This is a genomic window from Citrobacter sp. Cpo126, assembly GCF_030332445.1.
Lineage (GTDB): Bacteria > Pseudomonadota > Gammaproteobacteria > Enterobacterales > Enterobacteriaceae > Citrobacter > Citrobacter portucalensis.
On record NZ_JAOWHT010000032.1, the window covers coordinates 842,505 to 869,495 of the forward strand.

Annotated in this window: 27 protein-coding genes; 10 read left to right on the forward strand and 17 right to left on the reverse strand. The window is 51.6% G+C overall.

Annotation, left to right across the window (positions count from 1 at the left end; genetic code table 11):
• Positions 1 to 84: 84 nt before the first annotated feature.
• Positions 85 to 708 carry a CDP-alcohol phosphatidyltransferase family protein gene (locus OGY17_RS13260; RefSeq protein WP_060682316.1) on the reverse strand — a complete coding sequence of 208 codons (624 nt, stop codon included), beginning with the start codon at positions 706 to 708 and terminating at the stop codon, positions 85 to 87.
• Complete coding sequence (locus OGY17_RS13265; RefSeq protein WP_186413481.1) at positions 701 to 1,270, reverse strand: carboxymuconolactone decarboxylase family protein; 570 nt, start codon at positions 1,268 to 1,270, stop codon at positions 701 to 703. The genes OGY17_RS13260 and OGY17_RS13265 overlap by 8 nt, the downstream gene beginning before the upstream one ends.
• Positions 1,271 to 1,349: 79 nt before the next feature.
• Between OGY17_RS13265 and OGY17_RS13270 the strand changes: the two genes are divergently transcribed.
• Complete coding sequence (locus tag OGY17_RS13270; RefSeq protein WP_191215800.1) at positions 1,350 to 1,763, forward strand: pyrimidine (deoxy)nucleoside triphosphate diphosphatase; 414 nt, start codon at positions 1,350 to 1,352, stop codon at positions 1,761 to 1,763.
• Here the strand turns inward: OGY17_RS13270 and OGY17_RS13275 are convergent.
• Positions 1,723 to 1,983, reverse strand: coding sequence for a YnjH family protein (locus OGY17_RS13275; protein WP_170974251.1), 261 nt, complete (start codon positions 1,981 to 1,983; stop codon positions 1,723 to 1,725). The two genes, OGY17_RS13270 and OGY17_RS13275, sit on opposite strands and share 41 nt — an antisense overlap.
• 252 nt (positions 1,984 to 2,235) lie before the next feature.
• Between OGY17_RS13275 and gdhA the strand changes: the two genes are divergently transcribed.
• On the forward strand, positions 2,236 to 3,579 hold the full coding sequence (gdhA, locus tag OGY17_RS13280; protein WP_286607444.1) for an NADP-specific glutamate dehydrogenase: 1,344 nt from the start codon (positions 2,236 to 2,238) through the stop codon (positions 3,577 to 3,579).
• A gap of 80 nt (positions 3,580 to 3,659) precedes the next feature.
• On the opposite strand, the gene topB is transcribed toward gdhA, so the two are convergent.
• The 3 genes from topB to OGY17_RS13295 all read right to left on the reverse strand — a co-directional run bounded on the left by topB (position 3,660) and on the right by OGY17_RS13295 (position 7,322).
• The gene (topB, locus tag OGY17_RS13285) at positions 3,660 to 5,606 is read right to left on the reverse strand and encodes a DNA topoisomerase III (RefSeq protein ID WP_032934436.1); all 1,947 of its coding nucleotides are present in this window, start codon (positions 5,604 to 5,606) and stop codon (positions 3,660 to 3,662) included.
• 4 nt (positions 5,607 to 5,610) lie between these two features.
• Positions 5,611 to 6,654, reverse strand: a complete 1,044-nt coding sequence (gene selD, locus OGY17_RS13290; protein WP_003832497.1) for a selenide, water dikinase SelD — start codon at positions 6,652 to 6,654, stop codon at positions 5,611 to 5,613.
• Between the two features lie 116 nt (positions 6,655 to 6,770).
• Positions 6,771 to 7,322, reverse strand: a complete 552-nt coding sequence (locus tag OGY17_RS13295; protein ID WP_008784540.1) for an NAD(P)H nitroreductase — start codon at positions 7,320 to 7,322, stop codon at positions 6,771 to 6,773.
• Between the two features lie 175 nt (positions 7,323 to 7,497).
• Between OGY17_RS13295 and sppA the strand changes: the two genes are divergently transcribed.
• Positions 7,498 to 9,354 (forward strand): signal peptide peptidase SppA, encoded by a 1,857-nt coding sequence (gene sppA, locus OGY17_RS13300; RefSeq protein WP_286607446.1) that lies wholly within the window; start codon positions 7,498 to 7,500, stop codon positions 9,352 to 9,354.
• A gap of 35 nt (positions 9,355 to 9,389) precedes the next feature.
• Here sppA and OGY17_RS13305 read toward each other — a convergent pair whose 3' ends face one another.
• Entirely contained in the window at positions 9,390 to 10,457 is a 1,068-nt protein-coding gene (locus tag OGY17_RS13305; RefSeq protein ID WP_191214785.1) for a GlxA family transcriptional regulator, read from the reverse strand.
• 237 nt (positions 10,458 to 10,694) lie between these two features.
• On the opposite strand from OGY17_RS13305, the gene ansA reads away from it, so the two are divergent.
• Positions 10,695 to 11,711 carry an asparaginase gene (gene ansA / locus OGY17_RS13310; protein ID WP_003832492.1) on the forward strand — a complete coding sequence of 339 codons (1,017 nt, stop codon included), beginning with the start codon at positions 10,695 to 10,697 and terminating at the stop codon, positions 11,709 to 11,711.
• A 14-nt stretch (positions 11,712 to 11,725) separates the two neighbouring features.
• Positions 11,726 to 12,364: a bifunctional nicotinamidase/pyrazinamidase gene (gene pncA / locus OGY17_RS13315; RefSeq protein ID WP_020996452.1), complete on the forward strand. Its 639-nt coding sequence runs from the start codon at positions 11,726 to 11,728 to the stop codon at positions 12,362 to 12,364.
• Between the two features lie 37 nt (positions 12,365 to 12,401).
• Here the strand turns inward: pncA and OGY17_RS13320 are convergent, their stop codons facing one another.
• The 8 genes from OGY17_RS13320 to OGY17_RS13355 all read right to left on the reverse strand — a co-directional run bounded on the left by OGY17_RS13320 (position 12,402) and on the right by OGY17_RS13355 (position 21,146).
• Positions 12,402 to 13,760: an MFS transporter gene (locus OGY17_RS13320; RefSeq protein ID WP_286607449.1), complete on the reverse strand. Its 1,359-nt coding sequence runs from the start codon at positions 13,758 to 13,760 to the stop codon at positions 12,402 to 12,404.
• Positions 13,761 to 13,901: 141 nt separating this feature from the next.
• Positions 13,902 to 14,660: a DeoR/GlpR family DNA-binding transcription regulator gene (locus tag OGY17_RS13325; RefSeq protein WP_032943120.1), complete on the reverse strand. Its 759-nt coding sequence runs from the start codon at positions 14,658 to 14,660 to the stop codon at positions 13,902 to 13,904.
• A 136-nt stretch (positions 14,661 to 14,796) separates the two neighbouring features.
• Entirely contained in the window at positions 14,797 to 15,780 is a 984-nt protein-coding gene (gene ydjG / locus OGY17_RS13330) for an NADH-dependent methylglyoxal reductase (RefSeq protein WP_286607451.1), read from the reverse strand.
• A 9-nt stretch (positions 15,781 to 15,789) separates the two neighbouring features.
• Positions 15,790 to 16,737, reverse strand: a complete 948-nt coding sequence (locus OGY17_RS13335; protein WP_008784533.1) for a carbohydrate kinase family protein — start codon at positions 16,735 to 16,737, stop codon at positions 15,790 to 15,792.
• Between the two features lie 4 nt (positions 16,738 to 16,741).
• Positions 16,742 to 17,578, reverse strand: coding sequence for a ketose-bisphosphate aldolase (locus tag OGY17_RS13340; RefSeq protein WP_003832486.1), 837 nt, complete (start codon positions 17,576 to 17,578; stop codon positions 16,742 to 16,744).
• 24 nt (positions 17,579 to 17,602) lie between these two features.
• Positions 17,603 to 18,646: an NAD(P)-dependent alcohol dehydrogenase gene (locus tag OGY17_RS13345; RefSeq protein WP_003832485.1), complete on the reverse strand. Its 1,044-nt coding sequence runs from the start codon at positions 18,644 to 18,646 to the stop codon at positions 17,603 to 17,605.
• Between the two features lie 17 nt (positions 18,647 to 18,663).
• Positions 18,664 to 20,043 carry an MFS transporter gene (locus tag OGY17_RS13350; RefSeq protein ID WP_032943114.1) on the reverse strand — a complete coding sequence of 460 codons (1,380 nt, stop codon included), beginning with the start codon at positions 20,041 to 20,043 and terminating at the stop codon, positions 18,664 to 18,666.
• A gap of 26 nt (positions 20,044 to 20,069) precedes the next feature.
• A complete protein-coding gene (locus OGY17_RS13355; protein ID WP_003832481.1) occupies positions 20,070 to 21,146 on the reverse strand; it encodes a zinc-binding dehydrogenase in 1,077 nt (358 codons plus the stop codon).
• Between the two features lie 296 nt (positions 21,147 to 21,442).
• Between OGY17_RS13355 and chiD the strand changes: the two genes are divergently transcribed.
• Complete coding sequence (chiD, locus tag OGY17_RS13360; RefSeq protein WP_286607453.1) at positions 21,443 to 22,696, forward strand: chitinase ChiD; 1,254 nt, start codon at positions 21,443 to 21,445, stop codon at positions 22,694 to 22,696.
• A gap of 92 nt (positions 22,697 to 22,788) precedes the next feature.
• Complete coding sequence (yajD, locus tag OGY17_RS13365; RefSeq protein ID WP_003832478.1) at positions 22,789 to 23,133, forward strand: HNH nuclease YajD; 345 nt, start codon at positions 22,789 to 22,791, stop codon at positions 23,131 to 23,133.
• A 44-nt stretch (positions 23,134 to 23,177) separates the two neighbouring features.
• On the opposite strand, the gene OGY17_RS13370 is transcribed toward yajD, so the two are convergent.
• Together OGY17_RS13370 and msrB are read right to left on the reverse strand one after the other, a co-directional pair.
• Positions 23,178 to 23,453 (reverse strand): YeaC family protein, encoded by a 276-nt coding sequence (locus OGY17_RS13370; protein ID WP_003030693.1) that lies wholly within the window; start codon positions 23,451 to 23,453, stop codon positions 23,178 to 23,180.
• Positions 23,454 to 23,495: 42 nt separating this feature from the next.
• On the reverse strand, positions 23,496 to 23,909 hold the full coding sequence (gene msrB, locus OGY17_RS13375; RefSeq protein WP_003832475.1) for a peptide-methionine (R)-S-oxide reductase MsrB: 414 nt from the start codon (positions 23,907 to 23,909) through the stop codon (positions 23,496 to 23,498).
• A 341-nt stretch (positions 23,910 to 24,250) separates the two neighbouring features.
• Between msrB and gapA the strand changes: the two genes are divergently transcribed.
• The 3 genes from gapA to OGY17_RS13390 all read left to right on the forward strand — a co-directional run.
• Positions 24,251 to 25,246: a glyceraldehyde-3-phosphate dehydrogenase gene (gene gapA / locus OGY17_RS13380; RefSeq protein WP_003030697.1), complete on the forward strand. Its 996-nt coding sequence runs from the start codon at positions 24,251 to 24,253 to the stop codon at positions 25,244 to 25,246.
• A gap of 72 nt (positions 25,247 to 25,318) precedes the next feature.
• Positions 25,319 to 26,203, forward strand: coding sequence for a D-hexose-6-phosphate mutarotase (locus OGY17_RS13385; protein WP_153687143.1), 885 nt, complete (start codon positions 25,319 to 25,321; stop codon positions 26,201 to 26,203).
• 333 nt (positions 26,204 to 26,536) lie between these two features.
• On the forward strand, positions 26,537 to 26,991 hold a 455-nt coding region (locus OGY17_RS13390), incomplete at its 3' end, for an IS110 family transposase (RefSeq protein WP_267445968.1).

The following is a 26,991-nucleotide window of genomic DNA, read 5'->3' on the forward strand; positions in this document are numbered from 1 at the left end:
GGATGCGGCGAGAACGCTTTACCCAGCCTGGATATATCATCGTTGTAGGCCGGATAAGCGAAGCGCATCCGGCAACGCATTACCTTACGCCTGACGCTGAACGGTTTTCAGCGTCAGATATCCGCTCCAGATCCGGGTGAACGTTGTCATCCAGCACAGCGCGCCAAAGACCCACGCCAGCACGGCAAAATAGTCCGGGAACAGACACCCCAACACAAACAGCAAAATTGTCTCAGTTCCTTCGGTCAGCCCGCCAAGATAATAAAACGATTTATGCGCGTAACCGGGGTTATCAATCTGATGTTTCGCTGCCAGTGCGGCGAAGGCCAGAAAGCTGCTACCGGTGCCAATAAACGCGAACAACAGCCAACTGCCTGCCAGCGCATTTTGCGCCGGAGCGGCAAGAATAAAACCAAACGGCACAAGGGCGTAAAACAAAAAATCGAGCGAAATATCGAGAAATCCGCCCGCGTCGGTTAGTCCTCTGCGCCGCGCCAGCGCCCCATCCAGCCCGTCAAACAACCGATTGAGCACAATGGCCACCAGCGCCGCCAGATACCAGCCTAACGCCAGAAATGGCAACGCCAGCACGCCAATGGCAAATCCGACCAGCGTAAGTCCGTCCGGGGTAATCGCCGGTTTATCAATAATACCTACGCACCGATGCAACAGCGGTTTTAATCGTGGATGAAGATGGCGGTCAAGCATGCGGGCGTCCTTTAAAACTGTCGCACAGTCCCTGCGAGGGAATATCGAGAGCGGCATTAAAACGCGCCGAGAGATTTTGAAACGCAATCAGCGCGGTCATTTCCGTAATGGCATCATCGGTAAAATGCTGCTTCATCTGCACTTTCAGCGCATCGTCAACCTGTGGAGGCGTTGCGGTAACCGCATCGGCATAGGCCAGCGCTACGCGTTCTTCAGCGCTAAACAGCGTCGAATCTTGCCAGTTGGCAACCTGCATGACTTTATCCAGCGCGCCACAGCGTTCTGCCAGCCGTAAACTATTCGCATCAACACAGAAAGCGCAGTGGCAGACCTGAGAAATGCGGGTCATCAACAGCGCGCGCATCACCGGCGTTAAGCGCGCCTTTTTACGCTCCAGAAACCCGACAAACAGCGCCACCAGCCAGAACAGAAACGGCATCCGCCCCCACCAACGCGTGGGATGCAGCACATCGCCATAATGTTTTTTCTGCGTGGCAACGAGCGGTTTTAAACTGGAAGGGATACGCGTTAACGGCTTTACCCACGACTGAGGTTCGTTCAACGGTGGCTCCTGAATACTTTAGATAAAACAAAGATAACGATAGTATGTCATTTTCTGCTGTTAGATCTTGATGAATATGATGAAAACCCTCGACGTGGTCGCCGCTATCATTGAACGTGATGGCAAAATTTTACTGGCTCAGCGTCCGCTGCATGCGGATCAGTCAGGCATGTGGGAGTTTGCCGGCGGTAAGGTTGAATCTGGCGAAAGTCAGCCCGAGGCGCTGATCCGTGAACTGCGTGAAGAGTTGGGCATTGAGGCGGTCGTGGGGCGCTACATTGCCAGTCATCAACGCGAGGTTTCAGGCCGATTGATTCACCTACACGCCTGGCATGTACCGTCTTTTCAGGGGGAATTGAGAGCGTTTGAACATCAGGATATCGTCTGGTGCTCACCCGAAGAGGCGCTGCGTTATCCGCTGGCACCCGCCGATATCCCGTTGTTAGAGGCGTTTATCCTTTTACGCGCCGCCAGACCAGCGGATTCGTGCTGATCGTTTTATCATCGCGCTGGCACTGCAACAGAACGCCATCGGCTTTAATCACCGCCCCTTCAGAGTAGTTTTGATCCTGATAAATACAGCACTGGCTACAGGGCTGAGCCCGCTGACCGCTGGAACTGAACACTTCCGGCGGTACATTCACCTGCACATCCGGGCGATAAAGCTGATTTGCCAGCGTCGCGCTGGACACCAGTACCAACGCTCCTGCCATGATTAAACGGCGCATTGTCTTTCCTTTTTAACTGACATTTATGTTCAGTATAACGGTATAAATCGGCAGAAACTTTAGTCCCTTCCATCATCGCTTTTGGTTATGACCCACGGCGCAATATTAATTTACTTAGCGGGGTTAATTTTTTCTTGCGTCACGTCACACTGCTGATGGTATAGTCAAAAACTGCACAACACATAACATAAATATCAAAAATATAACCATATCAATACATAAGAGGTTCTTATATCTATGGATCAGACATGTTCTCTGGAGTCATTTCTCAACCATGTGCAAAAGCGCGACCCGAATCAAACCGAGTTCGCGCAAGCCGTTCGTGAGGTAATGACGACGCTGTGGCCCTTTCTTGAGCAGAACCCGCGTTATCGTCAGATGTCGTTGCTGGAACGTCTGGTAGAACCGGAGCGCGTGATCCAGTTCCGCGTAGTTTGGCTGGACGATCGCAATCAGGTGCAGGTCAACCGCGCGTGGCGCGTACAGTTTAGCTCTGCCATTGGCCCGTACAAAGGCGGTATGCGTTTCCACCCTTCCGTGAACCTGTCGATCCTGAAATTCCTGGGTTTCGAGCAGACCTTTAAGAACGCCCTCACCACGCTGCCAATGGGCGGTGGTAAAGGCGGGAGCGATTTCGATCCGAAAGGTAAAAGCGAAGGCGAAATCATGCGTTTCTGCCAGGCACTGATGACCGAACTGTTCCGCCATTTAGGTCCTGATACCGACGTCCCGGCGGGCGATATCGGCGTGGGTGGTCGTGAAGTCGGCTTTATGGCCGGGATGATGAAAAAACTGTCCAACAACAGCGCCTGCGTCTTTACCGGTAAAGGTCTCTCTTTTGGCGGCAGCCTGATCCGCCCGGAAGCCACCGGCTACGGTCTGGTGTACTTCACCGAAGCAATGCTCAAACGCCATGGTCTGGGCTTTGAAGGCATGCGCGTGGCGGTTTCTGGCTCCGGCAACGTGGCGCAATTCGCCATTGAGAAAGCCATGGAGTTTGGCGCGCGAGTAGTTACCGCCTCCGATTCCAGCGGTACCGTGGTCGACGAAAGCGGATTTACTAAAGAAAAACTGGCGCGTCTGTGCGCGATCAAAGACAGCCGTGACGGTCGCGTGGCGGATTACTCCCGTGAGTTTGGCCTGACCTATCTGGAAGGCAAACAGCCGTGGTCGGTTCCGGTCGATATCGCCCTGCCGTGCGCCACTCAGAATGAACTGGATGTCGATGCAGCGCGCGTACTGATCGCCAACGGCGTGAAAGCAGTCGCCGAAGGGGCAAACATGCCGACCACTATCGAGGCCACCGATCTGTTCCTCGAGGCGGGCGTACTGTTCGCACCGGGTAAAGCCGCCAACGCCGGTGGCGTAGCGACATCCGGTCTGGAAATGGCGCAAAACGCCGCTCGTCTGGGCTGGAAAGCGGAGAAAGTGGATGCGCGCCTGCACCACATCATGCTGGATATTCACCATGCCTGCGTTGAATACGGCGGCGAAAGCAAGCAGACCAACTACGTACGTGGCGCCAACATCGCGGGCTTCGTGAAGGTTGCCGACGCGATGCTGGGTCAGGGCGTGATTTAATATTGTCTCTGCAGGCCGGATTAGGCACGGGTGCCGCATCCGGCTAAGCCTGATGCGCTATGCTTATCAGGCTTACAAACTTACAGGCCCGCCTCTTCAGATGGCGGGCTTTTTTTCGCCGGACGTTTACGCGGCGCGCTTTTTTTCTTATCGCTACCACTACCGCCCGGCGCGGCAATTCCACGAAAGCGTCGTACCGGTGTGCTGCGCGCCTGATCGATAAGCTGATACAGCGTTCCCACCAGCGGCTGCATGAAATCCTGATAGCGACACTGCTTTTCGCTGATTTGGGTCAGGATAGATTCCCAGTGCGCTGTCATGTCCGGGCGCGTCGCCATTTCTGGCAGCGAGTGGAACAGCGCTTTTCCCGCGTCAGTCGAATGGATATAACGTCCTTTTTTCACCAGGAACCCGCGCTTAAACAGCAGCTCGATAATTCCGGCGCGCGTCGCTTCCGTACCTAAACCATCCGTTGCGCGCAGGATCTTTTTCAGATCTTTATCCTGCACGAATCGCGCAATCCCGGTCATCGCTGACAGCAGAGTTGCATCAGTAAAGTGCCGCGGGGGCTGGGTCTGACGTTCAACTACTTCGCCTTTTTCGCACAGCAGTTCGTCATCTTTTGCCACCACCGGCAGCGGCGTCCCGTCATTATCTTCGTCGCGCTCTTTGTTGCCGAGCAGCGTGCGCCATCCGGCTTCCGCCAGAAAACGGGCTTTAGCGACAAACTTGCCTTTGGCGATGTCCAGCTCAATGACGCACTTCCTGAATACCGCATCTGCGCAAAATTGCATCAGATACTGACGGGCAATCAGGTTGTAAATTTTCGCTTCGTTGTCATTCAGATTGATGGACGAACTGCGCGCGGTAGGAATGATGGCGTGGTGCGCATCCACTTTTTTGTCGTCCCAACAGCGATTTCGCGTATCGGGATTGACCGCCGGCTGCGGGAGCAGATCCGGCGCATGGACGCTAATCGCGTTCAGTACCGCGTGACGTCCGGCAAAGTGTTCTTCCGGCAGATAACGGCTATCCGAACGCGGATAGGTAATCAACTTATGGGTTTCATACAGCTTCTGGCAGATATCCAGAACGTTTTGCGCACTTAAACCGAAGCGCTTCGCCGCTTCAATCTGCAACGCAGACAGCGAGAACGGCAACGGCGCGGATTCTGATTCCCGTTTATCGTTATAGCTGGTGACTATCGCCGGTTGACCGTTAATGCGGTTCACCACGTGTTCAGCCAGCGTGCGGTTCAGCAAGCGCCCTTCTTCATCCTGATACGGCTCACACGCTTCGCTCGGCTGCCAGATAGCGGTAAACCGCTCATCGGCGGGCGTTACGATATGCGCTTTCACTTCGAAGAAGTCTTTGGCGACGAAGTTCTCTATCTCTTCATCGCGACGCACAACCAGCCCAAGCACCGGCGTTTGTACGCGACCGACCGAAAGTACGCCCTGATAGCCCGCGTTACGTCCAAGAATGGTGTAAGCGCGCGTCATATTGATACCGTACAACCAGTCCGCACGCGCTCGCGCCAGTGCCGACACGCACAGCGGGATAAACTCACTGTTGGCGCGCAACCGCTCAATAGCCCGCTCAACGGCCTGCGGGTTGAGGTCGTTAATCAGGCAACGCTGCACCTTCTGGCGCTTTTCAGGTGCCAGTTGCAGGTAATCCAGCACTTCATCCACCAGCAGTTGCCCTTCACGATCGGGGTCACCGGCGTGAATAACTTCGCTGGCTTCATGCAAAAAGCGCTTAATGACGTTGAGCTGTTTGGTCACCGAGGGACGCGGTTGCAGTTGCCACTTTTCAGGGACAATCGGCAGATCGACGAGACTCCAGCGAGCATAACGACTGTCGTAGGCATCCGGCTGCGCCTGTTCAAGCAGGTGACCAATACACCAGGTCACCACTTGTCCATTTCCGCATTCAATAAAACCATCGCCTTTGCGATGCGGCTTCGGCAGCACATCGGCGATAGCACGCGCCAGACTTGGTTTTTCGGCAATAAACAACCGCATCGAGTTAACGAATCTCAACCATGGCACGACCGCCACGAGCTTCCACTAACTCACCAATGGCGGTGAGATCGATACCGAACTGCGCCGCTGCCGCTTTCACTTCGGCTTCAGCTTCCGGCGTTACCGCCAGCAGTAGACCACCTGAAGTTTGCGGATCGCACAGCAGATCGCGTACCGATTGCGGCATTTCACCCATCAGGTGTCCGTAGCTGGCAAAGTTACGTTGGGTACCACCCGGCACCGCGCCCTGCGCGATGTATTCTTCAACGCCAGGCAGCTTAGGAATATCCTGGTAGACGATCTGTGCCTGAACGCCTGCGCCCTGGCACATCTCACTCAGATGCCCCAGCAGACCAAAACCGGTAACATCGGTCATGGCTTTCACGCCGTCAATATCGGCGAATGCCGCACCGGCAATGTTCATCCGGCACATCACTTCTGTCGCCAGTCCTTTATGTTCTTCCTTAAGCAGTGATTTTTTCTCTGCGGTTGTCAGAACACCTATGCCCAGAGGCTTGGTCAGGAACAACTTACACCCTGCCTCAGCGGTGCTGTTTTTCTTCACGCGTTCGGTCGGCACAACGCCGGTTACCGCAAGGCCAAAGATAGGCTCTGGGGCATCGATAGAGTGGCCGCCCGCCAGCGCAATACCCGCTTGACGGCAGGCAAAGCGTCCGCCTTCGGTGACTTCGCGGGCGATTTCCGGTGCCAGTTTATCCAGCGGCCAGCCCAGAATAGCAATTGCCATAATCGGTTTGCCGCCCATGGCGAAAATATCGCTGATGGCGTTAGTCGCGGCGATGCGTCCAAAATCAAACGGATTATCGACAATCGGCATAAAGAAATCGGTGGTGCTGATAACGCTGGTGCCGTTTCCCAGATCGTATACGGCCGCGTCGTCGCGGGTTTCATTACCCACCAGTAAGTTCGGATCAACAAACTTCGCCTGCTCGCTGTGCAGGATGGTTTCCAGCACTTTTGGGGAAATTTTACAACCGCAACCGGCTCCGTGGCTGTATTGCGTTAAACGAATAGCTTGCTCGCTCATGGACATCTCCTGTCATTGCAATCCGGATATGGTAGCGCTCATTCCTTGATGTGGTAAGAGTGACTGTCTGAATTCGGGTGTCTTTGCTCAGAATCCAGACAGTTTTGCCGTTGATATCAGAAATAACGGACGAATGCGCTCGGATCGGCAAGGTTAATCGTCGTGGATGCTTTTAGCTGCGGTGTGCCCAGATAGAGGAAACCGACGATTTTATCTTGCGGGCGACAGTCGAATGCTTCGCGAACGACCGCACTTTCGGTTAATGCACCACTGCGCCAGATACCGCCAAAGCCCTGGGCAATTGCGGCCATCTGCATAGCCATCACCGCACAACCGGCAGACATTTCTTGTTCCCACAGAGGAACCTTGTCGTTTTCTTCACATTTCGCCACCACGGTAATAATCAACGGCGCGCGAAACGGTGCGCTGCGCGCTTTTTCCTGGGCTTTCTCGTCACTGCCTGCGGCAATCGCCCCTTTTTCAAGCACCGCGCTAAAACGCTCACGCCCTTCGCCCTCAATGACAAAGAATTGCCACGGTTGCAGCGTTTTGTGGTCTGGCGCGCGCATTCCCGCACGCAGAATGTTTTGCAGCTGCTCTCCTGTCGGGGCCGGCTCGACGAGACGAGAGGCGCTACGACGGGTAATCAGTAATTCGAGTGCATCCATTTGCTTAACTCCAACAATGAGATTTGTTCACAAAATTAACACGTGAGCGGATTTTGTTACAGCACAGGCGGTGATTCCTGCTGACAAGTGCCTGTCGGGTCTTTACGATAGCCTCATCTTATCGCCTTTCTCCGGAATTTCGGGATGGCGTATTGTTAATCGGTAGGGAGAATACATGCGAACCCTGTGGCGATTTATTGCCGGATTTTTTAAATGGACATGGCGATTACTGAATTTCGTCCGTGAATTTGTGCTTAACCTGTTCTTCATCTTCTTGGTGCTGGTGGGCGTGGGCATCTGGATGCAGGTCAGCAGCAGCAATACCAGTGAACACGCTGAGCGAGGCGCACTGCTGCTGGATATCTCGGGGGTGATTGTCGATAAGCCTTCGAGCACCAGTCGCTTAAGCGTTATTGGTCGTCAGCTGTTTGGCGCCAGTTCCGATCGTCTGCAGGAAAACTCCCTGTTCGATATCGTGAATACTATTCGCCAGGCAAAAGATGATCGCAACATCACTGGCATAGTGATGGATCTGAAAAATTTTGCCGGGGCCGACCAGCCTTCCATGCAGTATATCGGTAAAGCGCTGCGGGAATTCCGCGACAGCGGCAAACCGGTCTTTGCCGTGGGCGATAACTTCAGCCAGGGGCAGTACTACCTCGCCAGTTTCGCCAATAAAATTTATCTCTCTCCGCAGGGTTCCGTTGATCTGCACGGCTTTGCCACCAACGGTTTGTACTACAAGTCCCTGCTCGACAAGCTGAAAGTTTCCACGCACGTGTTCCGTGTCGGGACTTATAAGTCTGCCGTAGAACCGTTCATTCGTGATGATATGTCTCCTGCCGCGCGCGAGGCCGACAGCCGCTGGATCGGCGAGCTGTGGCAGAACTATCTCGACACGGTCGCTGCCAACCGCCAGATCCCTGCTCAGCAGGTGTTCCCGGGCGCACAGGCCATGCTGGACGGTTTGACAAAAGTCGATGGTGATACCGCGAAATATGCGCTCGACAACAAACTGGTGGATGCACTCGCTTCCAGCGCTGAAGTCGAAAAAATGCTGACCAAACAGTTTGGCTGGAGCAAAGCGGATAAAAATTATCGCGCCGTCAGCTATTACGATTACTCGCTGAAAACGCCAGCGGATACTGGGGACAGCATTGGCGTCGTCTTCGCGAATGGCGCAATTATGGACGGTGAAGAAACCCCTGGGAATGTGGGCGGTGACACGACTGCCGCGCAGATCCGCGAAGCGCGTCTTGATCCGAAAGTGAAAGCAATTGTGCTGCGCGTGAACAGCCCTGGCGGCAGCGTCAGCGCTTCCGAAGTCATTCGCGCTGAGCTGGCTGCGGCAAAAGCGGCAGGCAAGCCGGTTGTCGTGTCCATGGGCGGCATGGCGGCATCCGGCGGGTACTGGATCTCCACCCCAGCAAGCTACATGGTGGCGAACCCCAGCACGCTGACCGGTTCAATCGGGATCTTTGGCGTGATCAACACTGTGGAAAACAGTCTGGATTCCATTGGTGTACACACCGACGGCGTGGCGACATCCCCACTGGCGGATATCTCCATCACCAAAGCGTTACCACCTGAAGTGCAGCAAATGATGCAACTGAGCATCGAGAACGGCTATAAGCGCTTTATCACGCTGGTCGCAGATGCGCGTAAGACAACGCCTGAGCAGATTGACAAAATCGCGCAGGGCCACGTCTGGACCGGCCAGGATGCGAAAGCCAACGGTCTAGTAGACAGTCTGGGTGATTTTGATGACGCCGTGGCGAAAGCGGCTGAGCTGGCCAAACTGAAGCAATGGCACATTGAGTATTATCAGGACGAACCGACATTCGTTGATATGGTGATGGACAGCATGTCCGGTTCCGTTCGTGCCATGCTGCCTGAAGCGATCCAGGCGATGCTCCCGGCGCCGCTCGCTTCTGCGGCGAGTACGGTTAAAGCGGAGAGCGATAAGCTGGCCGCGTTTAACGATCCGCAAAACCGCTATGCGTTTTGCCTGACCTGCGCCAACGTTCGCTAATCTGCCAATGCTGCCCCAAGTCGGGGCAGCATTTTTTATGCATTCTGATGTCGCGTACTGCGACAATCTCCAGGCGTACAGCCAAACTCCCGACTAAACAAACGAATAAAGTGCGCACAGTCGCTAAATCCCAGACGCAGCGCAATCTCCGTGACGCTCTCTCCAGAATTCATTAGCAGCCAGTGGGCATAACGCAAACGCGCACGTCGGATAAACTCTCCTGGCGACTGGGCGAACTCGGCGTTAAACAACCGGGTAAGTTGTCGAGGGCTCAGGTTGACTTCTGCGGCCAGCCAGCGGGTCGATATGGGCTTTACCAGCCCTTGCTCAATTAAAAAGACCGCTTTGCGTAACCGACTGTCGCTCACGTGGGTAAAACCTATCGCTCTGGAGACCGCCACTGACGTGCTGTCTATGCGGTTGGGGACGGACATCTGGAAGATGGCTTTTGTCGCCCTGTCGGGACCACAGTGGCGGCGAATAAGCTCTGTTGCCAGCCCTATCGTCGAAATGCCCCCCGGACATGTCAGAATCCCTTTTTCCTCAACAAAATCGACCCCGCTACGGGCAGCCAGCTGAGGAAATTGCGTTTTAAAATCATTCAGATGCCAGGGATGAATCGCCGCCATCAGCCCATTGAGGAAACCTTCTTGCGCCAGAACAAAGCTGCCCGTGCAGATACCTACCAGCGGAATGTTGAGCTGATGCGCAAGATGCAGGTAACGTCGCGCGGCCCGATCGGCTTTCGCCATACTGCGCAGCAAGCCGCCAATCACCACCACATAATCAAATTGTTCCGGTGCAACGAATGCGCTATCCGGCATCATCGCCATTCCTGAACTGCTTAGAACAGGTCGGTCTGGTGTAGCGCTCATCAGACGCCAGGAGCAGCGAATTTTCTGGCTATCATCCCCCATATCCGCCGCATGACGTAACGCATCGGTTAACCCCGCCAGCGCCAGCAGAGGAAATTCCGGCCACAGAAGAATGCCGACATTCAACTGTGGTCTGCGCGGTGTCTCTGTCTGACTCGCATCGATAGCCGTAATGATGTCTCCATCCGCCCACTCGCCTGGCTGAAAAATTCTCAGGTCTTTCTTCACTTCAGGCTCCATGCGTATTGTCATTAGGACGAAACATGATAACGGCAATCGCTATATCCAAAAAGCAAGGCTGCTACTGTAGGGCCGAGGGAGCAAAACCACACTGAACAAACGGGACAAGGCACTGAACATAAATGACATATTGATCGGATGGCAGGTATGCGTCATTTGCACTGTATTTTTTCAGGGGGGACTTTATACTGCGCCTGTTTATGCACAACTTAACCTGTGACGCCCATGCAAAAGAAATCGATTTACGTTGCCTATACCGGCGGTACCATTGGTATGCAGCGCTCAGAACAGGGTTATATTCCTGTTTCCGGTCATCTCCAGCGTCAGCTGGCACTGATGCCTGAATTCCACCGCCCAGAGATGCCAGACTTCACCATCCACGAATACGTCCCGCTGATGGATTCCTCAGACATGACGCCAGAAGACTGGCAGCATATTGCTGAAGACATTAAAGCGCACTACGACGATTACGATGGTTTTGTCATACTGCACGGCACTGACACCATGGCGTTTACGGCTTCGGCGCTCTCATTTATGCTGGAGAATCTGGGCAAGCCAGTCATTGTGACAGGGTCACAAATCCCATTAGCAGAGCTACGTTCTGACGGACAAATCAATTTGCTGAATGCGTTGTACGTTGCAGCAAATTATCCGATCAATGAAGTGACCCTGTTTTTCAACAACCGACTGTTTCGCGGTAACCGGACCACTAAAGCGCATGCTGATGGTTTTGACGCGTTTGCCTCACCCAACCTTGCACCACTGCTGGAAGCCGGGATCCACATTCGTCGGCTGGGAACACCGCCCGCACCTCACGGCACCGGTGAGTTGATTGTCCATCCTATAACTCCGCAACCGATTGGCGTGGTCACTATTTATCCTGGGATCTCCGCTGACGTGGTACGCAACTTCCTGCGCCAGCCGGTAAAAGCATTAATTTTGCGCTCCTACGGCGTGGGCAATGCGCCGCAGAATAAAGAATTCCTGAAAGAACTTGAAGATGCGAGCTCGCGTGGCATTGTGGTGGTGAACCTTACGCAGTGTATGTCCGGCAAGGTGAACATGGGGGGCTACGCGACAGGGAATGCGCTGGCGCATGCTGGCGTGATTGGCGGCGCGGATATGACCGTCGAAGCCACACTCACCAAACTGCACTATTTGCTGAGTCAGGGACTGGATACGCAGACAATTCGTGAAGCAATGACGCAAAATCTGCGTGGTGAGCTCACGCCTGACGATTAAAGGAGTCTATGCCCATGGCCCGAGCCTTACTGTTGGTCGATTTACAAAATGACTTTTGTGCCGGTGGTGCCCTCGCGGTCCCACAAGGTGATAGCACAATCGATATCGCCAACCGCCTGATTGACTGGTGTGCCATACGCGGCGACACGGTCGTTGCCAGTCTGGACTGGCACCCGGCTAATCACGGTAGTTTTGCCAGCCAGCATCAGGTCGAGCCCTACAGCCAGGGACAACTTGATGGTCTGGCGCAGACGTTCTGGCCCGATCATTGCGTACAAAACAGCGAAGGCGCCGCCCTGCATCCGCTGCTGAACCAGCGTGCGATAACTCAAACGTTCACTAAAGGTGAGAACCCGCTGGTCGATAGCTACAGTGCTTTTTTTGATAACGGTCGTCGTCAGGCAACCGCGCTGAATGCATGGCTACTCGAACACCGCATTGCCGAGCTCATCATCATGGGTCTGGCTACCGACTATTGCGTCAAATTCACCGTACTGGACGCGCTCGATCTTGGCTACACCGTCAGCGTTATAACCGACGGCTGCCGTGGCGTTAATATTCACCCCCAGGACAGTGCAAACGCCTTTATGGAAATGGCGGCTGCGGGCGCAACGCTGTATACGTTGGACGACTGGCTGGAAACCCAGCCGTAAGCGATGCCGACAGGGTCACTCCTGTCGGCGCGTTATCTCAGGCCAGCGCTGAAATCTCTTCCAGCGATACTTTGCGTGTTTCGATGCCAAAACAAAAAAGAATCAGCGCGCATAGCACCAACATTACTCCTAGCACGATAAAGACCGTAACCGAGCCATAGCGGGTCAACAAAATAGCGACGCCATAAGGCGTAAACACAGCGACAATCCTCCCCACCGCATTCACAAAACCCGATCCTCTCAATCTAAGATGCGTGGGCCATAGTTCCGGGACATAAACTGCAGAGGCAAAGCAGACATACATATACAGAAAAAAAATCATCACCAGCCCGTAGCTCAGAATTGCCCACTCTTCAGTTTGAAGCGAATAGAAATACCCAAGCAAGGCGATAATAATCAACAAGAATGAGCCAAACAATCGCCGAGGAAAGCGATCGATAATTAACGCGGCAATAAATATCCCAACCGGCGCGCCAATCATAATTATCGCGGTCATAAATATGGATTTCGTTACATCGATTCCCGAATTAACAAATATCGTCGGGATCCATACCGTAATGGTATAGAGCGAAATATTCATTGCAATAAGCACCGTGATCGCCACCAGTGTACAGCGCAACATTGGCCCCTTAAACAAGAGCCAAAATGAACCACTTATCGTGCTTAAATCCGCCGACGAGCATTCGTTCCGGCAGGATGGTAAAGTGATGTTTTTTTCTTTCTCAATTTGCGATTCCACCTGCATAAGATGTTTTTCAGCTTCGCTTCTCTGCCCTTTGCCAGCCAGCCAACGCGGGGATTCAATATAGTATTTTCCCGACAGATACCAGGCCAACAGCATTGCCATGCCGCCGAGCAGAAACATCACCCGCCAGCTTAAAAGTGCAATAATCACGACGCCAATTGCCGCAGATAGCATTGGTGCCCAGTTGCCGACAAATGACAGACGGGCAGACCATTTCCCACGAACCGCGGGTGGAATGAATTCTGTAAATGAGGCATAGCCCACCATAATTAGCGCCCCCATTCCAATCCCCATCAGACAGCGGAAGAAAATAAGCCAGTACATGTTGGGTACAAACGTTGCAGCGCAGGCTGAGACCCCGACGATTAACAAATTGACGCGGAACGCTTTGCGTCGACCGAGATAATCACCAATAAAGCCACCGGCTAGCGAACCGATAAAGTAACCGAACATCAGCGCTGAGGTAAACGCGGCATTGAGATAATTGTTTGACCAGCCTGTGCTGACTAGTTTTGCTAATACCACATTCCCGGAATAGCTGAGAAAACCAGTTATTAACAAACTAAAACTAATAATTCCAAAAATACGAAAATGAAATCGAGATAAAGGTAAGCGATCTAATCTTGCGCCGATAGGGTCACATTGTTCCATCTGGATGCCTCAAATTCAGCTAAATAGAAAGTATGGCGATCGCGGCAGAAAAATTTTTGCCGCGCCATCCATCATCATTAGATTCTTATGGCATTTGCCAGGTGCAAACTTAAAATAATATCGACACAACCCTCGTTATAGCTAATAAACGAGTTGAATATTATTCTCTTTGCAAAATGCAATCCACTCTGCACCCGGTGCCTTATTGGTTATTAGGTAATTAATATGGCTAAAGTCCACGAGCTGAACGAAAGCTTTACGGTCAAACTTTGAGTGATCAACTAACAGGGCCACCTCAGTCGCCTGGCGGATCATGGTTTTTTTGATTTCCGCTTCCGCTTCATTAGAATCAAGCGCCCCACTCTGCATATCCAAACCTTTGCAGCTCATCACCATGATATCAACATGATAACGGCTGATAATCTCCTTGGTGATTCTTCCCTGCAGCGACAGCGTATTCTTATTCAACTCACCGCCGGTAGAAACCACGTTAATTTCTGACTGCGCCAACTCATGAAATGCTTCAGCCGAATTGGTAAGCAACGTCAGATCGTTTCTTTCCTTCAACAGCTTTAATAATTCCATCGCGGTACTGCTGGAGTCGGCAGCCATTGTGGTCTTATTTTTAATAAACGGTAATGCATTACGGGCAATAATCTGCTTTTCTTCGAAGAAAGATTTTGCACGCTTATAAAAATGAATATTGTCGGACAACGCGGTGGTATTGAGCACTGCACCGCCATATGTTCGGGTCAAAAAACCTTCATCTTCCAGTTTTTCAAGATCGCGGCGAATCGTTTCCTCAGTCACCTGAAAGATTGAACTTAAATTAGATACCGCCACTTTCTTATCGTTAGCCACCATTTGCTTAATGGCTTGAATCCTGTCTTTTGCCGCCACGATGACACCTCTGTTTCCTGCAAAGTAATAATAAGACCCTAGTATCTCACAGGCTATGTTTATTTTCAAAAGAACATGTCTGAATCACAGATTTCAATACTTTTTTACGCAGAAACAGAGGTCAATTCTATCCGACTTAATTTATATCCAACGCTTCCGCCATTCGCCTCATCAATAATGAATCATCATCTGTCAGGGGAATGGTTAACGCCTCGACGTTCTCGCGAACCTGTTCAGGTGCGGTTGCACCACTCAGTAAGGTGATCAAATCGCTTTGCTTTAAAATCCACGCCAGAGCTAATGCGGGGATTGTGCAGCGGTATTTTTCACACAGTGGCTGCCACTGCTCTAGCATATCAATCACCCGCAGCATATTTTCCCGCTGAAACCAAACCTTGTTAGCCCGTGCGCCGCCAGGAACATAATCTCGGGTGATAGTACCAGTCAACAACCCCTGCTCAAGCGGTGAATATACCTGCACGATGATGCCATTCTGCTGGCATAGCGGCAGCAGATCAGCTTCCAGCGCCCGGTCAAGAATGCTGTACTTGGCCTGGATGATATCCAGCTCACCGTGTTTGAGATACTCCCTTATATGCCCGGCATCGACGTTCGCCGCACCAATCGAACGGATTTTTCCCTCTTTTTTCAGTGTATTCAGCGTGTCTACGGTTTCCGCAATCGGCGTAAAACAGGGTTCAACCGACTGCCAGTGGGTCATATAAATATCAATACTGTCGATACCCAATCTTTGCAGGCTGGCATCAACCTCCTCACGAATCGACTCAGGCGTGAGGTTTTTATACAGCTGGCGATCGCCCACTTTGTTAAACAGGCTGCCTGTTCGCTCCCAGACGATGCCGCATTTGGTTTCAACCACTACCTCGCTGCTCGGCAGCTTTTTCAGCGCCTGACCGACTATCACTTCACTGTTGCCAAAGTTGTATCCTGGCGCGGTATCAATCAGATTAATACCGCAGCGATGCGCCTCAACAATGGTATCAATACAAATCTGCAAATCGAGATCGCCATTCCATGCCGGACCGCCGCCAATGGCCCATGTACCTAATCCCATGCGGGAAAGCGTAATATCCGTACTGCCTAAAGGAATCATTTTCATCTGCCGCTATTACCCTTCGTATTCGTCAAGAAGTTGTTCAACCAGCTTTCTGTTCTTCACACCCGTCGTCGCACCCACGCTCAGTACCGATATTGCCGCCGTTGCATTAGCAAACAGCGCGCAGTCGCGAAGCGGCTTACCTTCAAGCAGCGCGGAGATAAATCCTGAAGCAAAGTTATCCCCCGCGCCGATGGTGTCGATGGCGGTAATCCCCGACACGGCCGGGACTACCATTTTCATATCGACACGTTTGATAAAGCAGCCTCTTTTGCCGGTCTTAATCACGACGGTTTTCACACCACAATTCAGGAAACTGTCGGCAATCTCATCCAGCGTATCTTTCCCGGTGAGCAGTTTTGCCTCTTCAAAATTGGGAAACAGATAATCCACGTAGCTCAGCGCTTCACGGATGTCGTCCAGCGTTTCGTTAAGCCGTGGTTTAATCATGTCGGCGCAGATAATTAATCCATGCACTTTGGCCTGAGTGAAAATATCCGTTAACGCCTGGCCATCAAGCAGCGGACTATTAAAAATACTCGCCAGCGACAGCAGCTTTGCCTGCGAGAATCGGTCAAAATCAACATCGTTTATATTCAGTTTCCATAAACTGCCGTTACGGTTAGTCACAAAGGTGCGTTCACCATCAGCGGTGACTAAACCTACGTTAATGGAAGTATCAATATCAGCATCCTGCTTCAGGCTTTTAATATCAATATTCTCCCGATGGCAGTGGTCGACAATAAAATAACCGGCTGCATCATTACCTATCCGACTCATTAACGCCGTGCGATGGCCAAGGCGAGAAATAATCGTCGCCTCATTAATAGCGTCACCTCCCGTGGTCATTGCTATTCGTTCTAATGGATAAGAGTCAACATCAAAGATATTTTTACTCACTGGTTGCAAGGGAATATCAACAATTGCCGCCCCTATACAAATAACCTCGATATTATCCATATTGTCATTCCGCTTTACCGTCAGAGCCAAACAGTTTGATTTTCTCCAGCGCGCGCTCTTTTACCGCTTTGCGAACTTCACGCTCAACGTGCAGGAACGGCTGATTCTGGTTCTCCTGCACCGCCGCCATTGCCGCCTGGCACAGTTCGGTATGAATATTGATTTTCGAAATACCTAATGAAATGGCTTTTTTGATATCCGCATCGCTAATGCCGGACGCGCCGTGCAGCACCAGCGGAACGGATACCGCCTCGCGCACGCGTTTGACCACATCGAAATTCAGTTTCGGCTCAGAGGTATAAACGCCGTGCTGGTTACCAATCGCCACCGCCAGAGAATCGCAGCCGGTACGCTCGACAAATTCCGCCGCCTGGCTCGGGTCGGTATAGTGATAGCCCGCCAGCGCTTCTTCATAAACCGTTTCATTCCCCACGTGGCCCAGCTCCGCCTCAACCGGAATACCCAACGGATGGAAGAAGTCCACCGCCTCTTTAGTCAGGCGAATATTCTCTTCGAAATCAAAAGCGGAGGCGTCGCGCATCAGTGAATTCATGCCGTGAGTCCAGGCGTTATGGATAATTTCCATACTGCGCCCGTGGTCCCAATGGGTAATAACCGGCACTGAGGCTTTTTTCGCCATCGAAACCATCATATGCGAAAAATCTTCAAAAGATGTATTACCCACAAAGCCGGTGCCGAATGAAATAATTACCGGCGATTTAGACTCTTCCGCCGCATCCATCACCCCCATTAACATTTCCGCATTCCACACGTTAAAGTGGGCAATCGCATAATGTTTATTCTGGGCATCATTTTCCCAATATTTAATATCTGCCAGCATAGTTGTTTCTCCCTTTTCAATAAATTAATGGTTAACTTTAATAACGCCTTTGATAATTTCGCGTTTGTTGTTGACTGACTCATCAAACGCGCGCTGAACATCTTCATAATCATAAATATGCGTCACCATCGACTTGACATCGAAACGCCCGGAGGAAATGGCTTCAATAGTGACCGGATAGCGGTTGGCGTAGCGGAAAACAGTCTGAATGGAGACTTCGCGGTTAATTTTGAGGAAATTAATCGCCGAATCACCGGGAACTGTCCCAACGATCATGATTTTCCCGCCGCGCATCACCAGGTACGGAGCCTGCTTAACGGTGATCGCCGAGCCGGCAGTTTCAAAAACAATGTCAGCCCCCATATCGCCGGAGAACTGCTGACAGCGGGCAACGGTGTCCTCTTTCGCCCCGTTGATCACAGTCGTCGCACCAAGCTGCTCGGCCATGGCCAGACGCTTTTCCAGGACATCAACAACGGCGATGTCGGTAGCACCCAAACATTTACAGGCTTGCAGGGTCATTAAACCAATACAGCCCGCCCCCAAAATGACGATTTTCTTGCCCGGTTTAACGTCCGCCAGCATTGCGGCATGCATCCCTACCGCCGCAGGCTCTACCAGCGCGCCTTCCATGGTGTCCATATTATCGGGCAACTTGTAAGTGAAGCTCTCCGGATGGCACAGATAGTGGGTTAGCGCGCCGCGATAATTAGGCTGCGTGGCCATAAAGTCGACATCAGGACAGATGTTGTATTTGCCCTCCAGACAGTAGCGGCAGTGACCGCACGGCACGCCGGGTTCAATGTTCACCCGGTCGCCCGGTTTAAATTTACTGACGCGATTTCCTACCGCCACCACCGTACCGGCACATTCATGTCCGAGGCCAATTTCCTGGTTCGGGTCTTTTGGCGGAATAAAGGGACCTGATTCGAAACCGTGAACATCTGAACCGCAAATACCTACGTATTCAATTTTGATCAGTACTTCATGCTCTTTGGGTACCGGGATATCGGCGGCAATAATTTTCATCGTGCCCGGCGTTTTTAATATCGCTTTTGAATTTTTCATTTTATTTCCCATCAATATTATTTGCTGGTAACTGCATCAATACCGAGGCTTTCGACAGAGACGCCTTTGGTTTCAATTCCGATGGTAGCAATGGCGACAGCGACAATAATGGAGACCGCACCCAGCAGTACAAATACACCCGTCACTCCATAACCGTTAAGCAATACCGCGACTGCATAAGGCGCGGCGATACCGCTGATACGCCCTACCGCATTCGCCAGACCAGAACCGCGAAGTTTCGCTTCGGTCGGCCATATTTCCGGAACATAGACTGCCGAGGCGTAGCAAACGTACATATAGACAAAAGTAATCAGGAAGAAACCAATTAGCGTAATCAGTAGCATGCTGGTTTGCAGTGAATAGATATATCCCAGCACGGCAATTAACACTAATAATCCCACACCCATTGTCTTTCTGGGAATTTTATCCATTACCAGCATGGCTATAAAAATTCCAAACGGCGCGCCGAACATACTCATGGTATTTAAGACAATGGAGTCTTTCAGATTAATGCCCTGAGTCATAAATATTGTCGGTAGCCAATTAATTAAGGTGTACTGGACGACGTTCATGGCAATCAGGACAAAGGAACCTAAAATAACGCGCTTCAGTAACACACCCGTTAATAAGGCCGAGTAAGGAACCGTGCGCGGGGCTTTGCCGTCATCTTCAAATACCACAGGCGGCAGTGGCTTGCCGGTCTGCTGAACAACTCCTTCTTCAATGGCCCGCATCACCTTTTCAGCTTCGGCGTAGCGTCCGCGGGATTCCAGCCAACGAGGCGACTCCGGGAAACTACGCCAGGCAATAACGGTCGCCACCAGCGACAGTACGGCCGGGATCATCAACTGCACGCGCCAGTTCCATTCGGCGCTGATCAACGGCGTCAATCCCATCGCGATCAGCGAACAGAGCGGATAAGACCAGTTACCGATAAACGAGACCCGGCTTGACCAGGTGCCGCGATTCCTGCCTGGCATATATTCGGTGAACCCGGCAAACAGAGTCACCAACAGCGCGCCTAATCCAACTCCCATTACAAAACGGCAGGCGATCAGGAAAGTCATATTTGGTGAAAACGCGCCAACGATCATAGAAATAATATGAATCGCTTCATATAAAATAAATGCGTTTTTACGTCCGGTTTTATCGCCGATAATTCCCCCACCGAGCGCGCCGAGAAACATTCCCGCTGTCGTAATGGCTGAAAACGTGGCGGTGGTGGAATTATCGGTCCAACCAAGCTCTTTTAACTGCGCGAGAATTAATCCGCCAACGGCATTACTCCAACAAACCAGTAATCCAAAAGCAACCATCGCAAACATCGATGTGTGCCAACGGCAGTCAGGTAGCCTGTCCAGCCTGGCGCCGCAGTGCGGTTTTGCTATTTGTTCCATGCGATAACGTCCTTTTAATAGACATGTTATTCATCAAAGTCGTAAGTCATGATGACTTTAATCGCGGTTTTATCGACCATGGCGTCAAACCCTTCGCGCCATTGCGACAGGCCGATACGGTGAGTAATCATCGGTTTAACGTTGATTGCGCCGCTGGCCAGCAGGCGTATGGCGTTGCGCCAGGATGTGGAATCGTAGGCCATATGGCCAATGATGCTTTTATTCCACGCGGTGATGTCGTTGATGGAGAAATCGAGAGGTTTAAAGCCCATACCGACGCGAACGACTTCACCATTCGGGCGCAGCATTTCGATTGATTGTTTAAGGGCGATATTCGCACCAGAGCATTCGATGACCAGCCCCAAATTGTCTTTACCGCAGATTTCCTGGCAGCGTGCAACCACATCTTCGGTCGAACCGTTAACGACAGCTGTCGCGCCCAGCTCTTTGGCGATCGGGAAGCGTACGGCAACATCCTCTTCCAGCCCGACCATCACAATATTAACGGCCCCCATAATGCGCGCCATTTGAACAGAAAAGAGTCCTAACGGACCGGTACCAAAGACCACCACATCCTGGCCTGGAAGAAATTTGGATTGCTGAGCGATAGATTTGTAGGCATTGCAGATAGGATCCAGTACAGCCGCCTCTTCATAATCTACCCCTGCCGGGATTTCCCACAGAGCATGGCGGTGAATTTTGAGGATTTCCCCAGGGACCAGACAATATTTAGAAAACCCACCGCCCCAGGTATTGTTGTCCAGACCTAAATTCACCTTTTCTGTACAACAAAGAAAATCGCCCTGTTCACAGGCCGGACAAACGCCGCAAACGTGCCCGCTGTTGTCAGACACAACTCGCTGTCCCACCTTCCAGTCCTTAACCTTGTCGCCAACCTGCACAATTTGACCCGCAAATTCATGACCACGAATCGAATTAAACTGCTCGGATCCACTGTCGACATTGTAGTGTTTCATGTCAGCGCCGCAGATAGCAGCAGCCTTAATTTCAATCACAACGTCATCCGGACCACATACCGGTTCCGGAACATCAATCATCTTGTAGCCGCCAAAGGCCTTGCCAAATCTCGCCAGTGCTTTCATGGAATTTTCCTTTGTGTTTAGTTTTGCATCAGTGACCATCATACTTATCCATATAATTTTTGAGGTCAACATCAAATCTTTAAAACACAGATTTTGATCTGCATTTCACAACCAAGATCACAAATAAATGCAAAGATGAACTGAAACCCAAGTGAACGTGGCTGCCGCTTCGCTAAAATGGCGTGAACCCCTTCGCATTTTTCCTGTTATGAAACTGTTAACCTGCGGGTGCTGTTTTTTTCGCCACGCCATTTCCGTGGCGTGTTTGCTTGTTTAAATGTCAAAGAGGAACACCGATGAAACTATTGCCTTTGTTGGCAGCATTACCCCTGCTCTGCGCCAGCGTTGTTTCCGCCAGTTCACTGATGTCAGTTGGCTACTTTAATGGTGGCGGCGACGTCACTGCCGGTCCCGGTGGCGACATCAATAAACTGGATGTTCGCCAGATAACCCATCTCAACTATTCGTTTGGCCTTGTCTACAACAACGAAAAAGACGAGACCAATGACGCCTTAAAAGACGCCAGCAAACTGCATCAGATTTGGCTTTCACAGAAAGTGCAGGATGATTTGCTGAAAATTCCACAGCTGCGTAAACAAAATCCAAACCTGAAAGTTTTGCTTTCCGTCGGCGGCTGGGGAGCGCGTGGATTCTCTGGCGCGGCAGCAACGAAGGAAACACGTGCAGTGTTTATTCAGTCTGCACAGGAGATAATTGCGAAATATGGTCTGGATGGCATCGATCTCGACTGGGAATATCCGGTTAACGGCGCCTGGGGACTGGTCGAAAGCCAACCGGCTGACCGCGCTAACTTCACCGCGCTGCTAACAGAATTGCGTGCCGCATTGGGGCATAAAAAACTGCTGACCATCGCCGTGGGCGCGAATGCGGAAAGTCCGAAAAGCTGGGTGGATGTAAAAGCCATTGCACCATCGCTCGACTACATCAACCTGATGACCTATGACATGGCTTACGGCACCCAATATTTCAACTCGAACCTGTATGATTCGACGCAATGGCCGACGGTCGCCGCGGCGGATAAGTACAGCGCCGATTTTGTGGTCAATAACTATCTCGCAGCCGGTCTGAAACCGAGTCAAATGAATCTGGGCATTGGCTTTTATGGACGCGTACCAAAACGCGCCGTTGAGCCAGGTATTGACTGGAGCAAACCTGACGCGCAGAAAAACCCGGCTACCCAACCCTATTTCGAGTCAGCTCAAATTGAGTTGTTCAAATCACTGGGCGTCGACCTGAGCAAAGACACCTACGTGAAGTACAACGATATTGTGGCGAAGTTGATCAACGATCCGCAAAAACGCTTTAGCCAACATTGGGATGATGAAGCGAAAGTGCCGTGGCTGTCGGTACAGTCTGCGGATGGAAAAAAACTCTTTGCCCTCTCCTATGAAAACCCGCGTTCGGTGGCGCTCAAAGCCGACTACATCAAAAGCAAAGGGTTGGCAGGCGCCATGTTCTGGGAGTACGGCGCAGATGACAATAATCAGTTGGCGAAGCAGTTAGCCGATTCGTTAGGCATCAAACACTGATCCCAACGCCTGACACAATAGGTTATGATTAGCGCATTCTGCTGCGCCAGCTTTTGGCGCAGCTCTTCATTTCTACTGGAGGCATGAGCTTTATGGCTTTTATCCCTAAAAATTACGCCCGTCTGGAAGTCGGTTACCGGGAAAAGGCGCTTAAACTCTTCCCCTGGGTCTGCGGACGCTGTTCCCGTGAGTTCGTGTATTCAAATTTGCGCGAGTTGACGGTACACCATATCGATCACGATCACTCGAATAACCCGGAAGATGGTAGCAACTGGGAAATGTTGTGCCTGTACTGCCACGATCACGAGCATTCCAAATATACGGAAGCGGACCAGTATGGTTCAACGGTGGTTGCAGGAGAAGATGCGCAAAAGGCCGTAGGCGAAGCGAAATACAACCCGTTCGCCGATCTGAAGGCGATGATGAACAAGAAATAACATCAACTGCAGGCCCGACACAGATGTTTGCCGGGCCTGGGTAATCAGGATTTAAACGTCGCAATCGGTTCTGGCGTAATACCAAACTCCACCTTCAACTGCTGCTTGCTCTTCATCACCATCTCACCGTTGGTATCAATCGTCATATGCTGCGCGTCAATATTGTTTCGCGCCTGCCATAACATCACCAGCTGTAAGCTATTCTCTTTTTGTTCTGCCGTTAGCGCTACGCCATCCGGCCATTTTCCGAGTTCAACGGCAGTCGATAAGCGCTGATAAACTTCCGGCGTCATGCTGTTGATCATCTCATCAAGATTCATGTTAAATCCACTCTCCGTAGAATAATTTGCTGAATCGTTTCTTCAACCCTTGGTTTGCTCACCGTTTTCACCATCGGTAAAGTTCAAAGACGCTGAGTTAACGCAGTACCGTTCACCGGTAGGTTTCGGACCATCCGGGAAGACGTGTCCCAGGTGTGCATCACAGTTTCCGCAGCGGATTTCAATGCGCTGCATGCCGTGTGACGTATCTTTTATGTAACGGATAGCCTCATCGCTGACAGGCTCGTAAAAGCTGGGCCAGCCGCAGCCTGAGTCATATTTTGTCTCGGAACGAAATAGCGGATTGTCGCAGATCAAACAGTGGTAGATGCCGTCACGTTTGTTATGTAGCAAACGTCCGGTAAATGGCGGTTCTGTCCCGTGATTCTGCGTCACATAGAACTGCATTTCGGTTAAATTTTTTTTCAGTTCTTCTGGAGAAGGTTGATTAGCCATTTGCTCACATCTCGCTTTATCTAAACTCACATCGCGAGACAGATTCTAACAAAACATTAACACCGGAGTGCGAACTTTTGTTCTAAACTTGATCCTTGCGAAATGGCAGCCTGCAATTCGTGATCAGAATCACGTTTTTATCTTGATTGCCCTTTAAAATTCGGGCCGCCGACCCCATGTGGTTTCAAGCCCAAAGGAAGAGTGAGGCGAGTCAGTTGCGCAAAGCTTAGGCAGCAGATTGATTTGTCGCAATGATTGACACGATTCCGCTTGACGCTGCGTAAGGTTTTTGTAATTTTACAGGCAACCTTTTATTCACTAACAAATAGCTGGTGGAATATATGACTATCAAAGTAGGTATCAACGGTTTTGGCCGTATCGGTCGCATTGTTTTCCGTGCTGCTCAAGAACGCTCTGACATCGAGATCGTTGCAATCAACGACCTGTTAGACGCTGACTACATGGCTTACATGCTGAAATATGACTCCACTCACGGCCGTTTCAACGGTACCGTTGAAGTGAAAGACGGTCATCTGATCGTAAACGGTAAAAAAATCCGTGTTACCGCTGAACGTGATCCGGCTAACCTGAAATGGGACGAAGTTGGTGTTGACGTAGTAGCTGAAGCTACTGGCCTGTTCCTGACAGATGAAACCGCTCGTAAGCACATCACTGCTGGCGCGAAAAAAGTGGTTCTGACTGGTCCGTCCAAAGATAACACTCCGATGTTTGTTAAAGGCGCTAACTTTGACAAATACGAAGGTCAGGACATCGTTTCTAACGCTTCCTGCACCACTAACTGCCTGGCTCCGCTGGCTAAAGTTATCAACGACAACTTCGGCATCATCGAAGGTCTGATGACTACTGTTCACGCGACCACCGCTACTCAGAAAACCGTTGATGGCCCGTCTCACAAAGACTGGCGCGGCGGCCGCGGCGCATCCCAGAACATCATCCCGTCCTCTACCGGTGCAGCTAAAGCTGTAGGTAAAGTACTGCCAGAACTGAACGGCAAACTGACTGGTATGGCGTTCCGCGTTCCTACCCCGAACGTATCCGTTGTTGACCTGACCGTTCGTCTGGAAAAAGCTGCTTCTTACGAAGAAATTAAGAAAGCAATCAAAGCTGCTTCCGAAGGCCCGATGAAAGGCGTTCTGGGTTACACCGAAGACGACGTAGTATCTACCGATTTCAACGGTGAAGTTTGCACTTCCGTGTTCGATGCTAAAGCTGGTATCGCACTGAACGACAACTTCGTGAAACTGGTATCCTGGTACGACAACGAAACCGGCTACTCCAACAAAGTTCTGGACCTGATTGCTCACATCTCCAAATAAGTTGAGATGAAACAGTAATCTGTAAGAGCGACTCAGGTCGCTCTTTTTTTTGCCTGAAGAAAGGATTGCGTAATGATTAATAAAATTTTTGCACTTCCGGTAATCGAACAAATTACCCCTGTCCTCTCCCGCCGTCAGCTTGATGAGCTTGAGGTTCTTGTTGTCGATCACCCACAGGTTAAAGCTTCTTTCGCGCTGCAGGGCGCACATCTTCTTTCCTGGAAACCAAATGGTGAAGAGGAAGTCCTGTGGTTAAGTAATAATACCCCATTTAAAACCGGCGTAGCGCTGCGTGGCGGCGTACCAATTTGCTGGCCGTGGTTTGGTCCGGCTGCTAAGCAGGGCCTGCCTTCGCATGGTTTTGCCCGCAACCTGCCATGGACGCTGAAAGCGCACAACGAAGACGACAATGGCGTGGTGCTGACGTTTGAACTGCAGAGCAACGCTGAAACGCGTCAGCTTTGGCCGCACGAGTTTTGCCTGCTGGCCCGCTTCAAAGTGGGAGCCACCTGTGAGATGGAGCTGGAAGCTCATGGTGAGTTTGAAACCACCTCGGCACTGCATACCTATTTCAACGTTGGTGACATTGCGGCAGTGAAAGTCAGTGGTCTTGGCGATCGCCTGATCGATAAAGTGAATGATGCTAAAGAAGATGTGCTGGCTGATGGGATCCAGACCTTCCCGGACCGCACCGATCGCGTTTATCTGAATCCGGAAGCGTGCAGCGTGATTCATGATGATGCGTTGAATCGCAATATAGATGTTGTCCACCACCACCATCTGAATGTAGTGGGCTGGAACCCTGGCCCGGCGCTGTCCGTCAGCATGGGCGACATGCCGGATGATGGCTACAAAACGTTTGTTTGTGTAGAAACGGCTTACGCGACCGCTCCGCAGAAAACCACCGAAGAAAAACCATCTCGCCTCGCGCAGACTATCCGTGTAGCTAAACGCTAACATAGCTCTGCGCACCATGCCGGATGCGGCTAACGCCTTATCCGGCCTACACACTACATGCAGCCGTAGGCCTGATAAGCACAGCGCCATCAGGCAGTTCCGCGCACCGTGCCGGATGCGGCCAACGCCTTATCCGGCCTTGTATTATCCTCTCTGTGCAGAGAGGGCCGGCCAGTTCTCCCTGCCATGCCGTCCGCATGCCGTATCCGGCCTTAGGTTAACAACCTGTATTGTAGATTTATGCAGCGGACTGCCGTTCTCCACAAGTGACAAACCGGACAGTATCATGGACCGGTTTTCCCGGTAATCCGCATTCACAAGGTTGGTCTCACTATGGAACAGGAACTTCATTTTATCGGTATTGACGTCTCTAAAGCCAAGCTGGATGTCGATGTGCTGCGTCCCGATGGCCGTCACCGCAGTAAAAAATTTGCGAACACCCTGAAGGGCCACAATGAACTCCTCCACTGGCTCAACAGCCATAACGTGGCGCCGGCGCATATCTGTATGGAAGCCACCAGTACGTATATGGAAGACGTGGCCGCCCATCTCAGTGATGCCGGATTCACCGTCTCCATCATCAATCCTGCCCTCGGCAAAGCCTTCGCACAGAGCGAGGGGCTGCGCAGCAAAACCGATGCCGTTGATGCCCGCATGCTGGCAGAGTTTTGCCGTCAGAAGCGCCCGGCAGTCTGGGAAGCTCCGCATCCGGTTGAACGGGCGTTACGGGCACTGGTGCTGCGCCATCAGTCACTGACGGATATGCGTACGCAGGAACTGAATCGCCT